This window comes from Lactiplantibacillus herbarum (genome assembly GCF_001039045.1).
GTDB lineage: Bacteria > Bacillota > Bacilli > Lactobacillales > Lactobacillaceae > Lactiplantibacillus > Lactiplantibacillus herbarum.
Map to the genome: position 1 here is coordinate 62,074 of NZ_LFEE01000020.1, position 17,491 is coordinate 79,564.

Annotated in this window: 15 protein-coding genes; all 15 read right to left on the reverse strand. The window is 42.8% G+C overall.

Translation table 11 applies throughout. From position 1 onward, the window contains the following. Nucleotides 1-131 precede the first annotated feature (131 nt). Nucleotides 132-845, reverse strand: coding sequence for an acetolactate decarboxylase (gene budA / locus ACG95_RS07055; RefSeq protein WP_047999855.1), 714 nt, complete (start codon nt 843-845; stop codon nt 132-134). Then, nucleotides 846-1,847, reverse strand: coding sequence for a riboflavin biosynthesis protein RibF (ribF, locus tag ACG95_RS07060; RefSeq protein ID WP_047999856.1), 1,002 nt, complete (start codon nt 1,845-1,847; stop codon nt 846-848). It abuts the gene before it with no gap. A gap of 15 nt (nt 1,848-1,862) precedes the next feature. Then, nucleotides 1,863-2,786: a tRNA pseudouridine(55) synthase TruB gene (gene truB, locus ACG95_RS07065; RefSeq protein WP_082137327.1), complete on the reverse strand. Its 924-nt coding sequence runs from the start codon at nt 2,784-2,786 to the stop codon at nt 1,863-1,865. Between the two features lie 427 nt (nt 2,787-3,213). After that, entirely contained in the window at nt 3,214-3,735 is a 522-nt protein-coding gene (locus ACG95_RS07070; RefSeq protein WP_047999858.1) for a shikimate kinase, read from the reverse strand. Nucleotide 3,736: 1 nt separating this feature from the next. Beyond that, nucleotides 3,737-4,834 carry a prephenate dehydrogenase gene (locus tag ACG95_RS07075; RefSeq protein ID WP_047999859.1) on the reverse strand — a complete coding sequence of 366 codons (1,098 nt, stop codon included), beginning with the start codon at nt 4,832-4,834 and terminating at the stop codon, nt 3,737-3,739. Then, on the reverse strand, nt 4,831-6,135 hold the full coding sequence (gene aroA / locus ACG95_RS07080; protein WP_047999936.1) for a 3-phosphoshikimate 1-carboxyvinyltransferase: 1,305 nt from the start codon (nt 6,133-6,135) through the stop codon (nt 4,831-4,833). The genes ACG95_RS07075 and aroA overlap by 4 nt, the downstream gene beginning before the upstream one ends. A gap of 15 nt (nt 6,136-6,150) precedes the next feature. Beyond that, the gene (locus tag ACG95_RS07085) at nt 6,151-6,678 is read right to left on the reverse strand and encodes a hypothetical protein (protein WP_047999860.1); all 528 of its coding nucleotides are present in this window, start codon (nt 6,676-6,678) and stop codon (nt 6,151-6,153) included. 9 nt (nt 6,679-6,687) lie between these two features. Continuing rightward, on the reverse strand, nt 6,688-7,857 hold the full coding sequence (gene aroC / locus ACG95_RS07090) for a chorismate synthase (RefSeq protein ID WP_047999861.1): 1,170 nt from the start codon (nt 7,855-7,857) through the stop codon (nt 6,688-6,690). Continuing rightward, nucleotides 7,850-9,289 carry an MFS transporter gene (locus tag ACG95_RS07095; protein ID WP_047999862.1) on the reverse strand — a complete coding sequence of 480 codons (1,440 nt, stop codon included), beginning with the start codon at nt 9,287-9,289 and terminating at the stop codon, nt 7,850-7,852. Before ACG95_RS07095 ends, aroC begins: the two co-directional genes overlap by 8 nt. A 485-nt stretch (nt 9,290-9,774) precedes the next feature. Continuing rightward, complete coding sequence (locus ACG95_RS07100) at nt 9,775-10,512, reverse strand: LytR/AlgR family response regulator transcription factor (protein WP_047999863.1); 738 nt, start codon at nt 10,510-10,512, stop codon at nt 9,775-9,777. Further along, complete coding sequence (locus tag ACG95_RS07105; protein WP_047999864.1) at nt 10,505-11,764, reverse strand: sensor histidine kinase; 1,260 nt, start codon at nt 11,762-11,764, stop codon at nt 10,505-10,507. Before ACG95_RS07105 ends, ACG95_RS07100 begins: the two co-directional genes overlap by 8 nt. 766 nt (nt 11,765-12,530) lie before the next feature. After that, nucleotides 12,531-13,022, reverse strand: a complete 492-nt coding sequence (locus ACG95_RS07110; protein WP_047999865.1) for a hypothetical protein — start codon at nt 13,020-13,022, stop codon at nt 12,531-12,533. 382 nt (nt 13,023-13,404) lie between these two features. After that, nucleotides 13,405-14,310 carry an immunity protein YezG family protein gene (locus ACG95_RS07115; protein ID WP_047999866.1) on the reverse strand — a complete coding sequence of 302 codons (906 nt, stop codon included), beginning with the start codon at nt 14,308-14,310 and terminating at the stop codon, nt 13,405-13,407. A 228-nt stretch (nt 14,311-14,538) separates the two neighbouring features. Next, nucleotides 14,539-14,892 (reverse strand): 30S ribosome-binding factor RbfA, encoded by a 354-nt coding sequence (gene rbfA / locus ACG95_RS07120; protein ID WP_047999867.1) that lies wholly within the window; start codon nt 14,890-14,892, stop codon nt 14,539-14,541. A gap of 22 nt (nt 14,893-14,914) precedes the next feature. Continuing rightward, nucleotides 14,915-17,479, reverse strand: coding sequence for a translation initiation factor IF-2 (infB, locus tag ACG95_RS07125; RefSeq protein ID WP_047999868.1), 2,565 nt, complete (start codon nt 17,477-17,479; stop codon nt 14,915-14,917). Nucleotides 17,480-17,491 lie beyond the last annotated feature (12 nt).

Sequence of the window (17,491 nt, forward strand, 5' to 3'; positions counted from 1 at the left end):
GTTAATAGTCGAAACGTGCGCCACAAGGCAATTTGTTCCGCTTAACCCGGAATCCGCAATCATTCCAAACCCCGGAATAATCACTGATTCCACGTTAATGCTCGCAAACTAACCGCCTTGTGGCCCACTCTTTACCGTTCCGCCTTATTAATCGCCTTATCAATTACTTCATTATCAAATTGTTCACGCAAGTAGGCTTCGTTGTCAATTGGTAGGTGCACGTGAAAATCAGCAAAATGCTGTACCTTCAAAGTAGCCTTAGCAATTTCAAAATCTAACAAGTGCCCACCGAGCTGATGGTCTTTACTCAAAAAGTGTAAGTGGAAACCACCGACCGTCGCCCCTTGGAACAAATGTGGTGCATAGTAACCAACAATCGTGCCCTCAACGTCAGCTCCAGTAAACTCTGGTTGTTCGGCCGTGGCCGCTACTAACGTTTTATAGGGTTGTTCCTGACGTGGTGCCACCCGTGTCTTAATGTGCTTAAAGGTGCCATCAATACGAATCGCAGCAAACACGTTAGTCAGGCGGTAATCACTGATGACTTGTTGCTCAAAATCAGCCTGATTCAATGCGGTCAATTGATCGCTAACATCCGGCTTTTCAAAATGAACTGAAGCAAATGGCAGGGTTTCATCCGCCGCAATTTCACGGATTTGGCCGTCTTGACGCGCCTGATAGGCATGACCATCAACAATGATGACCTCGCCGTCTAAGCCGTTCAACGTCCCAATCCCGGTATCACCATGCTGCAATAATTCACCAGCCGTGATCGTCCCATCAAACAAACCTGGTACTAATAGTCCCAAGGTTCCGTGCTGAAAAATCGTATCCGTTACTGCCATCTATGATTCCTCCAAACTATCGACTTGCGTTACATCCAATAATCGTGGTGCGGCATGAAACGGGTGATCATGATAATAATCACGAGTCGCTTGTTCATCACGTTTCAACTGATCAACGAGTTCATCGGCACCGGCAAACTTCACTTCACCGCGCATCCGATGACCCCAACGAACCGTCACGTTACGACCATATAAGTCAGCGTGAAAATCTAACAAATAAATTTCTACTGTCACTGGTCGATTGTCGCCAAATGTCACATTACGACCAACTGACGCCATTCCCATAACCCACTCGGTTCCAACAAGAACCATCGTGGCGTAAATACCGATACCAGGAACCCGCGTATTGGGACCATGAGCCACGTTAGCCGTTGGAAAACCTAGCGTACGACCGCGTGCTTCACCATGAACGACTTCACCAGCAGTCTCATATTGATAGCCTAAGAGCCGGTTAGCCGTATCGATCTGCCCATCATCTAAAGCCGCACGAATGCGAGTTGAACTGATCTTCTCAGCGTCCAATTCAGCTTTGGGAACTTCAATAATTTCAAACCGTTCTTGACCATAGTCGTTTAACCGTTGCATGTTGGCAATCTCTGCTGGGCCATAGGTATAATCAAAGCCCGCAACAACCGTTTGCGCATGCAAATCAACGATTAGCTCGTCAACGAACGTTTGTGGTGGCAATGCGCCAACTGCCGCATCAAAGTGAAGGACGTATAAGATATCGACACCAAGTTCTGCCATCAACGTCGTTTTTTGCGCCACCGTTGTTAAGTACCGCACATGGTCTGGATCAGCGTGTTGAAACACAACTGACGGGTGTTGGTCAAAGGTCATGACAGCAAGCTTAGCGTGTTGCGCTTGAGCAGCCTGGCGAGCTGTTGCGACAACCCGTTGGTGACCACGATGAACCCCATCAAAAAATCCGAGTGCCAACACGATTGGACCGGCAGGAATCTGACTTGCAACTACCGGGTATTTTAAATTAATCACCTGCATGACAAAAGGAACTCCTTAATTAATTGCGAACATTTTAAACGCTTTGTACCGCTGTTCGTCCGTCCGATAACTATATAGACATTTTATGCTGTCTTGATAAACTAACGCAATCATTGTGTCTGCATCAGGGTCACTTTGTTGACCTTCTGCTGTCGTAATGAAGGCCCCGTTTTTAACCCGTTGCCACTGTTCATCCGTCAAAACAACTTGTGGATAGTGGCTAAGCGCCTTGTCAATTGGGGATAGCAAGTCACCTGCAGTACCCAATTCAGCGTGCGCCGCAATCTCTTCAAAAGTCACCGTTTCATCAAGTGTAAAACCACCACTCTTTAGACGAGTCAAATCACTCATCACTGCGGGTACACCTAATTGACGGCCGAAATCAACAGCGAGTGTTCGGACATAAGTCCCTTTGCTACATGCAACCGTAAAGTAGATGGTTTGCGTCTGCGTTTCAGGATCATACGTAGCTGCTTGGCGTTGTTCAAAGCTCGCAATGGTAATATGCCGCGTAGGCCGTTCAACAGTCTCACCGTGACGCGCATAATCGTAAAGCCGCCGACCATTCACCTTGACCGCTGAAAACATTGGTGGAATTTGCGTAATCTCCCCGGTCATTTTAGCCAACGTCGCGTCAATCTCCTCATCGCTGAATGGTTTAGTGATCGCCTGACGTTCAACTTCTTCGCCATCCAAATCCTCAGTCGTTGTGGCAAATCCCAGCGTAATACTTCCTTGGTATTCTTTACCAGAAGCCACTAAGAATTGAACCACCTTTGTCGCATTGCCGATACAGATCGGTAGCACACCATCGACGTTTGGATCCAACGTACCAGAATGGCCGACCTTACGGGTTTGATATAGGCGTCTAATTTTTGCGACACAGTCAAAACTGGTCATGCCGCGGGGTTTATATAATGGTAGAATTCCGTTCAAGATAAAAAACTCCTTATGACTCGTTATTAATCATATCAAGATAAAATATGATTGCTTTTTTATTAATGAAGACACATCAACAACTTGCTAGCTATAGCTTAACAGTTCTGTGTCAGATTGACTTTTTAAAAGTTTACAAACTTAATTTAGTATACCACAACGGTCTATATGTAAGCGGATTAACCACAAAACGCGTCGCTAACCGCGACGTGTTTGAGTTACTGCTATGTTGAATCTATATTGCCTCTCAGTTTTCCTTTAAAATCATTCAATTACTGATAATGTAAAATTTGAAACTGTTTTCGTTTTCGCCTGCGGTAGCCAGCATGATAATTACAATAGTAGTACGCTTTAGCAGTTAGCAGAGTGCCGAATGAAACAATAATAATAGTTATCGCTATATCAGTAACTTTAAATTATTCTGCAACTTTCAGCCTTGCAGAACCCGTTGTGCCGTGGATAACCACGTTTTAATTTGACGGACAATCTCAACCGGTGTTAACCGATCCGTTGGGATGATCAAATCTGCCGCAGCAGCGTACTGCCGATTGCGTTGCTGTTTTAAGGCTAGCAAAACATTTTCGTCCAACTCATTGACCAGCGGCCGACTGGCATCATGTTGAACTCGTCGCAAGATAGTCTGGTCGTTAGCTGCTAACCAAATAACTGGAACTGAACTCGACATCAGCAGCTTCGCATTTACAGCAATCGTAGGTGTGCCTCCACCAGTTGATAATATTCCGGGAACAGTCATGGCTTGTTCCAAAGTCTGATGTTCTAACTGACGGAAGTAGGTTTCCCCGTGCTTTGCGAATATACTCGTAATCGGTTGGCCAGCGCGCTGAATAATTAAATCGTCTAAATCCGCATGTTCCGTTGCCAACTTCTGGGCTAATAACCGCCCAACCGTCGTCTTACCACTACCCATAAATCCAATTAAAATAGCCTGCATCTTAATTCCTCCTGACAATCTGGTAACCTGCCGTCTGCAATAATGTAGCTGCCTGCTCTTGAGCAGCTGCATCACCAAACGTTAGCTGCAATACGCCGTCAATTTCTTCACGGATTTCTAAAATATGAATATTAACTAAACTCAAATTGGCCGCGGCTAAACGTTGTGTCACGTCCGCTAATGCCCCAACTTGATCTGGCACGTTTAAAAACAAATCAAAGAAGTTCGGTAAGCTTCCCAATTGATCAGGTCCGAGATGATCACGAGTCACCTTGGCCGTTGTAAAAAATTGGTTAATCGTTACTTGATCTTGCACGCTAATAGCATGCTGAATATGGATCAGTTCATCTATATAGTCCTGCAGTTGACTGGTTATTAATTCAGCATTGCCCGTTAAAATAGCTGTCCATATGGTTGGATCCGAACTCGCAATCCGCGTAATACTCTTGAATCCTCCCGCTGCCAATCGTAATCCTAGGGGCGAATCATCCAGTGCTACCTTTGTCTGATTGACTAGCGCGGCAGCAACCACGTGTGGTAAATGGCTGAGCTGACCGACGATACGATCATGTTGTTTAGGGGTAACTGTCAGCCACTTGACTCGCGTCGCCCGCAGTAAGTCTTGTAACTGGCTAACGGCTGTCGGACTGGCTAGACCCGGTACTAAGAAATAGAAGGCATTTTCAAACAGGTCAGCGCGGCCAGCCGTAACCCCTGATTTGTGGGACCCGGCCATCGGGTGACCCCCGACAAACGTAATCCCGCTCTGTTGCAGCGGTCGTGCCGCTTCTAGGATGGTTTGCTTAGTGCTGCCAACATCCGTAACAATCACATGCGGTTGTAACGAACACGTTGCTAATAAGTTTAAATCAGCCGTGATGACACTGACTGGTCCTGCCAAGATAATCACGTCCGCCTGCTCAGCACTAGTCGTAAAATCTTGACTGATTTCGTCGATAATTCCTTGCTGGCACGCATAGCTCAAACTAGCATCATCAATGTCTTGACCAATAATAACCGCCGTCGAATCAGCTTGTTTAACCGCTAATGCTAGTGAACTGCCAATCAGCCCCAGACCCTTAATCAGTACTCTCGTCATTTACTCACCTCCGTATTCGCCTGCAACCGCTGCAGATCTTCGAAGAACGTTGGATATGAGATATTTATCGCGCTGGCATTTGCTAACGTTACTGGCTCCTGTATACGTAACGCCGCAATCGCCATCATCATCCCAATTCGATGATCTCCATGACTATCTAATTGAGTGTCCTGAACGTGCCACGGTTCCCGACCATCAATCACAAAACCATCCGGTCGTTCCGTAATCTTAACGCCCAATTTACGTAGTTCCGTGACAATCGTCGCGATTCGATCCGTTTCCTTAACGCGCAATTCAGCCGCACCACTGATTTCACTGATGCCATCCGCCGTAGCCGCTAATAAGGCAACTAATGGTAATTCGTCGATGACGGCTGGAATATCTTGCGCCGTCAGCTTAATTGGCTGTAACTGAGCTGACTGAATCTCAAGGTCACCCGCTGGCTCACCAACTTGAGTACGCTGCCGAATCGTCACCCGACCACCCATTCGTTCAAGAATCGATAGTAGCCCCGTTCGTGTCGGATTAAGGCCAACATTTGTTAGACACAGCTTCGAACCAGGAACGATAGTGGCCGCCGTGATGAAAAAGGCCGCTGAGGATAAGTCCCCCGGAATCGTTATCATTTGCCCTTGTAATTTTGCTGGACTAACAGTAATCGTTCGCTGATCACTAGCAGTCGTAATCTGGCCACCAAATGCTTGCAGCATCCGTTCCGTATGATCACGAGTGGGCAATTTTTCAATAATCTTACTAGGTCCGTCTGCTTGTAGCGCAGCGAGAATCAAGGCACTTTTGGCCTGCGCACTGGCGACCGTCATCTGATAATCAATCGCATGCAACGGTTGACCAGTAATCCGCATTGGTAAGTGTCCCGCAGTTAATGCTACTTGCGCGCCCATCCGCATCAAGGGCTCTTGGACCCGTTCCATTGGGCGTTGACTCAACGAATCATCACCCACTAAAGTCGTCTCAAAATTCTGTCCAACTAATAAACCAGCCAGTAAACGAGTCGCCGTCCCCGCATTTCCCATATCGAGTGGTTGCTGTGGGCGAACTAACCCGTTTATGCCACGACCTTCAATGACAACGGTCGTTTCTTGGCGCTGAATAGCCACGCCAAGCGCCCGTAAAGCCGTTAACGTCGACAGACAATCTTCGGCTGGCAAAAAATGTCGTAGTTCAGTCGTCCCCTGACTAATCGCACCTAAAATCAAACCACGGTGCGATAGACTCTTATCACCAGGAACAGCCAGTGTCCCGTGTAAGCCATGTTGTGATTGCTGCATTAATTTCATCATCTTCATTATCATCACCTAATTAATTTGATAGACACACCAGACCATCGACGGCGTGAGCCGTTTGAGCACGCGTTCCTGGGTTGTTAACTGAACGTTTCGCTCATTAGTTAAAACGTAAGCCGACTGATTCTTCTGATAGTCTTGATACGCCAAATATTTGCTTGCCACCGTCTGAACGGTCACATGACCCACAATCCGTGATAACAATTGGGCCGTAGCCGCGTGGGTATAGCCAATCCGATTGTCAGCATCTAATCGCTGAACGACCACCAGTGGATCAAGTTTAGTCATAAAACAAGTTATTAACGTCAATTGTTCGAGTAAAGCGTAGTGCAGGTCGCCCCAACTCGCATGTAGCACCGTGGATTTAAACGCCGCCGGAATTAGCAAGTAATCACCCGGATAGCACGCTAGCTCTGCCAGCAGCGCTTCAAAACTAGGGTGACCGCTTATTTCCGCTAGACCGTCACAATAACGTCGATTATATTCACGAGCCGCCGCATAGCTATCCGTTGCCGCTGGCCCTAACGTGTGAATTTTCATTTGGGCCTCCTAGTAGCGCCGTAACTCCTCACGGTAAACCGCTAGACTTTGCTGTAATCGGGGTAAATTACTCCCGTCAAACGTGGCAGTTAAAGCCTTCACGAGCTCAATCGCTACGACACTCTCAATAACGATGGATGCTGGCACAATCGCCGTCGTGTCGGAACGTTCAACGCTCGCTTTTTTGCTGACTTTCGTGGCAATGTCAACACTTTGAAGTGGCTTGTAGAGCGTCGGAATCGGCTTCATCGCAGCTTTGACGACAATCGGCATTCCGTTAGTCATTCCGCCTTCAAAACCACCTAAGTGATTCGTCAGTCTCGACCAGCCCGTCTGCTCATCCCAACTGATTTCATCCATAACTTCACTGCCGTAGTGGCCGGCTGCCGCAAAACCATCGCCAATTTCCACTCCCTTGATGGCATTGACACCCATTACCGCGGCAGCCAACTGGCCATCTAACTTCGTATCCCAGTTCGTGTAACTACCGAGACCCGCAGGAACATTTTCAGCTACCACTCGGATAACCCCGCCCAGCGTATCACCGGCTTTTTTAGTCGCCATAATTAAATCATGAATTGACGTGACTAACTGCTGATCAGGTAACCGTAAGTCATTTTGCTTAATACGATGCGTCAACTCGGCTACCGTTAATGTTGTATCAATCGTTGCTTGCTGATCGCCAATCTGCTGGACATAACCCACTAATTGAATATCCAATTGCGCTAACAGTTGTTTACAGATTTGACCGATAGCAACTCGCATCGCCGTTTCACGAGCTGACGACCGTTCTAATACATTTCGAAGATCACGGTGCCCGTATTTCATGCCGCCAACCAGGTCAGCGTGACCAGGTCGTGGCCGGGTGACTTGGCGCAACGTATTATTAGCCGTCGCTGGACTGGTTGGATTCATAATTTCGGCCCAGTGCGCATGGTCGCGATTTTGAATCGTGAGCGCGATTGGCGATCCTAAGGTAACCCCGTGCCGAACACCCCCAGTGATTGTAACCGTATCGTGTTCAATCTGCTGACGACTGCCACGACCAAAGCCACCCTGCCGTGCTGCCAAACCGTCATTGATATCATCAACATCTAAACTCAGCCCTGCCGGAATACCCGTTAAGATACTGGTCAATTGAGGGCCGTGAGATTCACCCGCTGTAACGTAATTAATCATGATCCAATTCCTCCTTATGCAACTCATCTTGGTAATCACGCGAATTTCGCATAATTGCTTGGTAAATCTCCTGTAAATAAGGGATATGTGCCGTGGTACTTTTAGCCGCTACCCGTTGCAAAACGTGTTGTTCACGCTGCTGATCCAAAACGGGTAACTGTTGCTGCTGCTTTAGCTGACCAATCGTCGTAACCGTATCAAACCGTTCGTTTAATAGCCGAACAATCTTTTGATCAATTTCATTAATATGATCCCGCTCGTGCGCTAATGAATTAGGCACGCGAACTGCCCAGCTAGTCAACACGACAAACCCCAAACCGGCTAGCCCAATTAACAGATCAAAACGCATCGCACTTGCAATCGTTTGCTGAGATAGCCAACCGGTAATCAACGGAATCGTGAATGACGCAATACTGCCAAATGTGAAGTAAATCCCGGTGATACGCCCTTTGATCTGTGGGTACAGGCTAATAAATAGGTTTAAACCAACTTGCATCACCCCACCGGCAGCGGTAAAACCAAAGATAAAGGCTGCTAACATGGATAGTAGTGCATTCGGACTGTAGCAAATAACCAGCAAAGCTAACAACGAACCACCATTCATGCTGACGAGTAATTTAGTTGCAGCTGTTCCCCGTCTTAGCAGGATAAACATGACTAACACCCCGCTAATTGAGCCAATACTGTATAACGAGAGTAACCAATGTGCTAAAACCGATTGAAAATCAAACGTCTGTGTCACGAACAAGCTGATCCATTGTGTATAGATAATCATCAGGGCCATTGAGGTGTAACCATAACCAGCCAATCCGATGGCAGCCAGCAACCGTTTTGCACGTGGTAATTGCTGGCCTTGCGTTTGTGTTACTGCACTCGCCTGATTGCGTACTGGAAAATGTTGTCGGTTCAGTAAAACCATGTTTACCACTAAAATTACTGCAGCTAACAAGAACGACCACCCGTACCATAAGCGCTGACTTTCAACATTGGCAACTACTAGCGGTAATAAAAATTCTCCGGCAGATATAAATGCCTTCAGCAAGACGTTAGCTGAGCCGTGACGATCACCCATTTCGATAAACGTGGTGTACGTTCCAGCGTCCAAGGCGGAGTTAGCTACCCCAGCTAGAATCGCCAGCCCGTAAGCCACTTGAATATTGCTCACCACTGACATACCGATAAAGAAGATCAAGTAGCTGGTCATCCCAAGGTTAACGAACACCTTGCGTCCATAGTGATCTGATAAGTTACCTAAGATAAAGTAGGCTAGCAAGCGTCCAATGCCGATACCAGAAATCACATATGAGACGGTAGCTATGGGGGTCTGCCAATGCTGACTCAACGCTTGCATATTCTGTGTCAAAATGATGAGACCCAAACCATGAACAAAGTAATTGAGGTACAAGCTGAATGATAATTGCCGTTGGTGCATACACAACACTCCTTAAAATTGACGAAAAAAAGCCAGCTAGATTACAAGAATCTAGCTGGCTCATCAAAACTTAATGTTGATGATTAGGTTCCAGCTAAACTCAAGGTGTCTAGCTGGTCATAGTCAAAATGACTTCGCTTAGACACGGACATAGGTGTTGTCCGTATCTAAGCTACAATACGGGCACTACCTAAAATAAGCAAAGCCGAAATAATAAGTTGTATTGAATGTTAATTTAGTCATCTTGATCTATCCTTTCCGTTTAATTGATTGTTTATATTAAAACATTCTCATTTATAACTGTCAACCCTAATTTAATTTTAATCTAAAAATCACTACCCAGTTACTTCACTTCGTTCTTTCCGACGACCAATAAGCTTCGATCACCGTTTAAACCGATGTAATTAATATTTTTTCAAAAAAACCAATTCGCTAATGAATTGGTTTTTCCGTGAGTATTCGCTCATGTCGAACTAAGCAACTCACTAATTATTAAATTTTTTTGCTAAATATCGTGTTGCCTGTAGTGAACAAAGCACAGTTTCGCCATTAATCATGGTTATCACTCGCATGTGCCGATCCAAAGAACTCATTTGACTTAAATTAACGACATATGATTTATGACATTTATAAAAAGCCGGATTCATAGTAGGCACATTCTTTAAAAGGCCATAAAATTCTAATTGGCCATCATTCAAATGCATGACTATTTTATGTGGGTTTGGAGAACTCTCGAAAAACAAAATATCATTCACATTTATCGATCGTACCATTTCGCCAACTTTGACTTGAATATACTCATTCGTATCAGAAGCATCAGCCTCAAATCTTGTTTGCGCGACTTGTAAGGCTCGCTTAAATCGATCATATAAAGCTTCCGGAAAGTCTTTCAAAATAAAATCGAGTGCCTCAATTTGGTATTTGAATACCAATAGCGATAGTTCCGAATGAGTTGTAACGAAAATAATCTTACTACGCACATCTTGGGAACGTATCTTAGTAGCTAGCTCGATTCCATTGATATCAGAATTCAATGAAATATCCAGTATATAGATTGCTTTGTCTGGTCGATGATCCTGGATTTCTTGCCAAAGCTGCCATGGATCACTGCAGAACAGTTCCAAGCCCATATCCAACTGGTTATCTACAATGACTTCATTAACCGTTTTACGTATTTGTTCAAGTTGTTTTGGAGCATCTTCGCAGATATACACACTAATCATTATTATTTATCCTCTGCACAGTTAGCCGTTGTAAAAATACGGTTTCTAAACTTCTAGTTTCTAAAACCATATTTTCATTTCGACTAACCAGTTTACTTAAACTATCCAATCCCAAACCCCGACCTTCACCTTTTGTTGAAAAACCTACTTCTTTCAATTGCCAGACTGGCGGAAGCTCTTCATAGATATTATTTTGAATCACGAAAGTAATGCTTTCATGCGTACTGAAAATACCGCTCATTATTTCGCTACCCTTGTGACCAACGGATGCTTCAATCGCATTATCCAGAATAATACCCAATGCTATCACTAAATCTAGCTCTTTTACATCAATTACTTCCAACTCTCTTTTAGATTCAAAATGAGCCTCTATTCCTTGAGATTGGGCGTAACTTAGCTTATTGAAAAAGATACTCTTGATTGATTTAATCTTTATTCTACTGAGATCTTCAAGACTATATTTATCTTTCAGTACTCGTTCCGACACAGGTTCAAGGTTACTACGATAATAGTCTTGCAACCCTTTTAGATCATCTGTCTTCAGATACTCATCGATAGAAATAAGCATATTCTGGTATTCATGTCTAAATCGTCGTAATTCATTATAATGTGTCTCAATCTCAGACATATAACGAGCATCATTCTTAATTTGGGCTTGCTGCTTCTGTACTTCATACTTAGCTTTCAAATTCTTCAAATATTCTGAATGTATCGCCAAGAAAAAAGCAACTATCACTAGTAATATAGACAAATTTCCAATAATAATATTAAATCCATTTTGATTACCTTCTACACCGATGATGTACCAATGTACAATAACTAGTAGAGGGGCTATATAACGATTTAAATACTGCTTTTTAAAGGTTGGTTTTACTTTACCTGTGGTTACGCCTTGGAAAAGAAAAATAGTAACTATCACTTGCAACACACTGTAAAAGCCTAAATACCAGGTCTTTTGATGTATCAATAATATACTAATAGTGCTTAAATGATCCACTATAACCGAAATAATGATAGCCTCCATTACAATTATAATAGACTGACTCATATTTCGATTATATAAATAGGCATACATAATACAAATTAGCGCCATTAACACCGACAAGTAAATTTTTAAACTGCTATATAGAACATAACTAGTTCCGCTGATAAACACTAGAAAGAAACATTCTAATAGACCAATATGCTGTTTTCCCAATAGAACCCACGTCAACGTGAGAAAGAAAAAGGCTTGAACGATAATCGTTAACATTAAATAAACTCAATTGTACTTTCTTAACTTATTAGGACTCATTAATATCCCGGATAAAACGACAAAACTTACTTAAAATTACAGTTTAAAACAGTCGTTGCTATTTTAAAAGCCCCTATAGTAAGACTAGTTACGCAATAGTACTTTAAGACTTATTTTACATGTTTTAAGATCACTAATTAGTCTTAGCTCATTTTATTTTCGTAAAAAAGCGTCCCACAATTACTAGACATGAAATCTAATAATTGTAGGACACTCTTGCTAACTCAAGCTATTATTTGCTTCATTTTAAAAACCAACCCCTATCCTTTCATTATCCATTGAAAGGCATACTGATTTTTAAGCTTTGAACATTGATAACAACCCTGTTTTTCCAACTGACCAATCAGCCTTTCAAACCTGCCTAGATCAATTGACGCGCAATTTGTAGTGACCAATTGCCACGCTTTCCCCCTGATTTCGTCCCTATGACCATGGTTATCCCTAACGGACGTAAACTCGTACTGATTATACGCATTGATTCAACACAAAACTGACTTAATCTTACGACGAGTTATACCATCAATTTTGTTATGCACTTTTTCAAAAGTTTACTTACGCTAGTACATCCTAATTGACGTTTGCTCATGTCTCCTCCAAAGAAACATTATCTTAATGTTATCGTTGGATTGTATAATTATCAATAGCGTTTCACGCTTGATTTAATAGCTTTTAAGACAACTGACTTATATTTCACAATAACCGTTGACATTGATTCCTTTTTAATTTAATCCAGCCCTGATACTTTAAATGTCTTTGATGTCGCTTTAATAGGATTAGACTTATCAGTGTGATTAGTGACAACGAATTTCACTTTGTCGCCATTATGCAAATCTGAGTTCGGCTTAACGTGGTACTCAGTTTCAAGAATCCAAGTGATGGTCTGAGCCATCTCCTCACGATTTGCGGAACTTAATTTAGTAGTTACTTCGTCCAAATAGTCGTCTAGATTATCTACATTATCAAGAAGTTGGTTTGTATAATACTGACTAAGCTTCGCCTTAGCGGCATCGGTTTTAATAATTTCTCGGCGTAACGCAGTATCATTTTTCACACTTGCACTGCCCGTTCCATTATGTCCAGAGTAAGTTATCTTAACTTGGCTAGCAATATTTGTCTTTTTATTGGATACATAAAAGAATAAACCAACTAGCATAATCACTACTACCGCGGTTCCCAACCAGACCTCCTTGCCAAACCGATCTACTAGTTGCTTCATTTCAAAAAATATCCCCTATCCTTTTCTACATCAAATGAAAGCTTTAATAATTTTTAAGCTGGTTTAAATTTTGAACATCAACTCAATTGAAACATAACCCTCTGTCGGCCACTGATTTTGACATTAATAAAGACTCCTGTAACATCTATTAGGCTTTGAGCATTGCGGTAACTGTTCAATTCTGATACTAGCGAAATTCCGTTTTATGACCCCCAAAAGAGTCATTGTTATACTTATATATTAGAGATGAATAGATTAATTATCAATGATATTTCATGACCGATTTCACGGGTTTTAAGACATCGCATTTTTACTGAATTATTGATATAAACATGTCACAACTTTGGTTCTACAACCAAGTCATTGATTACTGCCCATTAACCTATTTAGTGCGGAAAGTTAGCTTATACGGCAAGTCAATTTTAGGTTGTTCAGGTAGCGTAGGTGTTACTAATGCAACATACTCAAGTATGGCTGACATTTCCAAGTCTTCACTTGGCATAATACCTAACATCTTTTGTGCAAAGTAATCGTCATGCCCATAAAATGCAGTTTGATTCCAGTCAATATAGTCAAAATAAACAGTCGGCTTAGAGACTCTATCAACATAAATATTAACTGAAGACCAAGGAATTGCATCACCTTTACGGAATACTGTTTTCAGCTGATTACCAAGTAAATTTAGAGATTCAAACATCTTATTTCGATTCATTCCATGCTGTTTAAAAGTAATATTTTCATCAAAGCTTTTATAATATTTGGCTGGTACTGACATTTTGCTAAACCAGAAAAAAGCAGTTCCTTCATCACTATAATAAACAAAATCATGCCAGTCAGTTGGCATATTAGTACTAATTATTTTAATGATTTTATTGATAATAGTAGCTGCTTCTCTATTTAACTGTTTGCTTAATTCTTTACAATTTGACTTTTTTTCACGCTCCATACTAGTTGAAAGCTCCGGTAAATAGCCGCCGTTTTTCAAAGCAGTCGTATACCGCTCAACATTATTGACAGCATCCATATCTTCTGGAAAATCTGACTGTCTGACCAAATCTGCCGCCTCTTGATAAGTTAAGTGTTCAAAATCAACTTTTTTAAGGCGCTGAAGTTCATCCACATAATGATCGAAATCTGCATCACCCGCCTTTAGCCCATCTTCTCTCGAGCTTTCGATTGCCCCTTGGGTTTCCTCAAGGTAACCTTTAACCAACTTAAAAACTTCTGCACGGGCATCTTCTAACCAGCTATTTAATGCAGCAAAATAGTGTGAATATTCGTTTGTCATCAGTTCACATCCTCTATTATCAATTTAGTTAGCAATGAAATTAACATAGCCAACTATGCATTTAAGCACAAAATCAACTCGAAATATACCGCTCTTCATAATCAAATCTGATATTAGCACAACCGCTTACTACCAACAACTATTGTTGATCCTACAGCTGATTTTTAGTTACCAAAAAACAGCCACAATAAATCAACTGATTTACTGTGGCTGTTTACTAATCACCGACTAATCTTGGCGATTTAATTTATTGATCAATTGATCGATGTGACTCCCATATTGAACTGAATGATCACGTTCAAAAGTGAGTTCTGGCGTCTTGTAAATACTCAAGCGTGAGCCTAATTCACTACGAATTAACCCAGTGGCTTTCGTTAAACCAGTTGCCGTTTTTTCATCATCTGACGCTTTGTCAGACAAAATACTGTAATAGATCGTTGCTTGTTGCAAATCACCAGTTACGGTAACACCCGTAATTGTGACACCTGCAACTCGTGGATCACGAACCCGTTTTAACAAGATATCGTTAACTTCGCGTTCAATCTCCTGTTCCAAACGACCAACTCGATAATGTTGTGCCATCTAATGATCCCCCTTCTCAAGGTTATTCAATCGGAACTTCCTTCATAACGTAGGCTTCGATTACATCGTCGACTTTAATATCATTGTAGTCTTCAACACGTAACCCTAATTCAAAGCCTTGCTTAACTTCTTTAACGTCATCTTTGAAACGACGTAAACTAGCAAGCTTGCCATCGTAGACAACCACGCCATCACGGATAACCCGAACGCCAGAATCGCGGTGGATGACACCATCAGTGACCATCCCACCACCAATCGTCCCAATCTTCGAGACCTTGTAGATTTCTCGAATTTCGGCTTGACCAGTAATTTGTTCTTCATACGTTGGTTCAAGCATACCCTTCATTGCACTTTCGATTTCATCGATAGCGTTATAGATAACTTGGTGTAAACGAATGTCAACATCATCGTTGTCGGCTGCCAACTTGGCTTGTGGTGTTGGTCGTACGTTGAAACCAATGATAATGGCATTACTTGCTTCCGCTAAAGCAACGTCACTTTCATTAATCGCACCAACGGCCGTATGGATAATATTAACCCGAACGCCTTCAACTTCGATCTTCCGTAAACTACCAGCTAACGCTTCAACTGAACCTTGAACGTCAGCCTTAATAATAACGTCAACTTCCTTCAACTCACCCTGCTTCATAGAGTCAAACAAGTTGTCTAAAGTCACATGGTTAGTCTGTTTACGTTCGTCCATCAAGGCTTGTTTAGAACGTTGTTCACCAGCATCACGTGCCGTCTTTTCGTCATCAAAGACCACGAAACGGTCACCAGCATCAGGAACATCGCTCAACCCAGTAATTTCGATAGGCGTTGCAGGACCGGCTTCTTTGATCCGTTTACCATGATCATTAGTCATTGTCCGAACTTTCCCATAGGTATTACCAACCACGATTGGATCACCAACGTGCATCGTTCCTTGTTGAACTAACAAGGTTGCCGTTGAACCCTTACCGCGATCAAGACTAGCTTCCAATACAGAACCAGCTGCATTTTGTTGTGGATTAGCCGTTAATTCAAGCACTTCGGATTGTAACAAGATCATGTCTAATAATTCATCAAGGTTCTTACCGAACTTAGCTGAAATTTGAACAAAGATCGTGTCGCCACCCCAGTCTTCTGGAATTAAACCGTATTCGGCTAATTGTTCGATGACGTGGTTAGGATTGGCACCTGGCTTATCGATTTTATTAACTGCAACGATAATTGGCACTTTAGCCGCTTTCGCATGGTTAATAGCTTCGATAGTTTGTGGCATTACACCATCATCAGCCGCAACGACTAAGACAGTGATATCGGTAATATCAGCACCACGCGCCCGCATTTCAGTAAAGGCCGCATGTCCTGGCGTATCCAAGAAGGTAATAGTCTTGCCATCATGCTTCACTTGGTAGGCACCAATTGCTTGAGTGATCCCACCGGCTTCACCATCAGTAACGTGGGTGTGACGTAATTGGTCAAGTAAGGTTGTCTTACCATGATCAACGTGTCCCATGACCGTCACAACGGGTGCCCGAGGTGCTAAGTTATCAGTGTTGTTAACTTCATCTTCGAAGAACTTATCCAAGTCAGTAACGTCAACTTGGACTTTTTCTTCTGCTTCGATACCGTAATCACTAGCTAAGATTTCAATCGTATCTTTGTCTAATGATTGGTTTTGGTTAACGGCAACGCCTAACATGAACAACTTCTTAATGATTTCAGAAGGTTCACGGTGTAATAACTTACCCAAATCTTGGGCATTCATGCCGACCGTGTATACTAACGTTTCTGGTAACGGCTTGTCCTTACGAACAGAAGCTGGCACGTTGCTTACTTGGCGAATCCGTTGGTTTTTGTTCGTGTTACGCGTTTGTTTGCGGTTATTACGACGACGGTTATTGTTTTTCCCGCCACGATAACGACCACCACCATTGCCGTTACTGTTATTACTGCTTAAACCGCCGCCAAAGCGACCACTACCGTTACGGGAACTGTTGTTAGTTCCATTCCCGTTACTCCGGTTTTGGCTACTAGTATTGCTACTACGATTTTGCGTATTGTTGCTGCTACGGTTTTGGCTGCTGTTCGTATTGCTGCGGTTTTGACCGCCATTATTTGAACGATTGCCACCATTGTTATTACTATTAGTTGAACGGTTGCCAGCGTTGTTGTTAGGCCGACTATTGTTGCTACCGGTACTACGATTATTAGTCGTTGAACGGTTACCGTTACTGCTGTTGTTGCTGCGAGAAGTCGTTGAGCGGCTACTGTTGCCAGTGCTGTTGTTGCTACGACTTTGATTATTATTTTGATTATTATTCAAAGAATCACCAGTCTGTAAATGACGCGAGTTGGATTGCTGCTGATTAGCAGTTCGTGTCACATTATTTGCTTGACGCGCTGTTGTCTGCGTCGGTTGAGCATTCGATTTAGGAGCAGTGGCATGAGTCGTCGCACCAGTTAACTGGTGTTGCTCACTGTCACCGAGTGTTGACATATGATTTTTAACGGCAAAACCCAACTGTTGTGCTTGCGCAATCAACTGTTTACTTGGAACATTGAGCTCTTTCGCTAATTCATAAATCCGCTTTTTCCCCATATCTTCACCCTC

Bases quoted from the DNA above. Each gene is read 5' to 3' on its own strand.
- infB (WP_047999868.1), bottom strand. From the start codon at position 17,479: ATGGGGAAAAAGCGGATTTATGAATTAGCGAAAGAGCTCAATGTTCCA.
- ACG95_RS07095 (WP_047999862.1), bottom strand. From the start codon at position 9,289: ATGCACCAACGGCAATTATCATTCAGCTTGTACCTCAATTACTTTGTT.
- ACG95_RS07110 (WP_047999865.1), bottom strand. From the start codon at position 13,022: ATGAAGCAACTAGTAGATCGGTTTGGCAAGGAGGTCTGGTTGGGAACC.
- budA (WP_047999855.1), bottom strand. From the start codon at position 845: ATGGCAGTAACGGATACGATTTTTCAGCACGGAACCTTGGGACTATTA.
- ACG95_RS07115 (WP_047999866.1), bottom strand. From the start codon at position 14,310: ATGACAAACGAATATTCACACTATTTTGCTGCATTAAATAGCTGGTTA.
- ACG95_RS07105 (WP_047999864.1), bottom strand. From the start codon at position 11,764: ATGTTAACGATTATCGTTCAAGCCTTTTTCTTTCTCACGTTGACGTGG.
- ribF (WP_047999856.1), bottom strand. From the start codon at position 1,847: ATGCAGGTGATTAATTTAAAATACCCGGTAGTTGCAAGTCAGATTCCT.
- aroA (WP_047999936.1), bottom strand. From the start codon at position 6,135: ATGATGAAATTAATGCAGCAATCACAACATGGCTTACACGGGACACTG.
- aroC (WP_047999861.1), bottom strand. From the start codon at position 7,857: ATGATTAATTACGTTACAGCGGGTGAATCTCACGGCCCTCAATTGACC.
- ACG95_RS07075 (WP_047999859.1), bottom strand. From the start codon at position 4,834: ATGACGAGAGTACTGATTAAGGGTCTGGGGCTGATTGGCAGTTCACTA.
- ACG95_RS07100 (WP_047999863.1), bottom strand. From the start codon at position 10,512: ATGATTAGTGTGTATATCTGCGAAGATGCTCCAAAACAACTTGAACAA.
- rbfA (WP_047999867.1), bottom strand. From the start codon at position 14,892: ATGGCACAACATTATCGAGTTGGTCGTTTGGAACAGGAGATTGAACGC.
- ACG95_RS07070 (WP_047999858.1), bottom strand. From the start codon at position 3,735: ATGCAGGCTATTTTAATTGGATTTATGGGTAGTGGTAAGACGACGGTT.
- ACG95_RS07085 (WP_047999860.1), bottom strand. From the start codon at position 6,678: ATGAAAATTCACACGTTAGGGCCAGCGGCAACGGATAGCTATGCGGCG.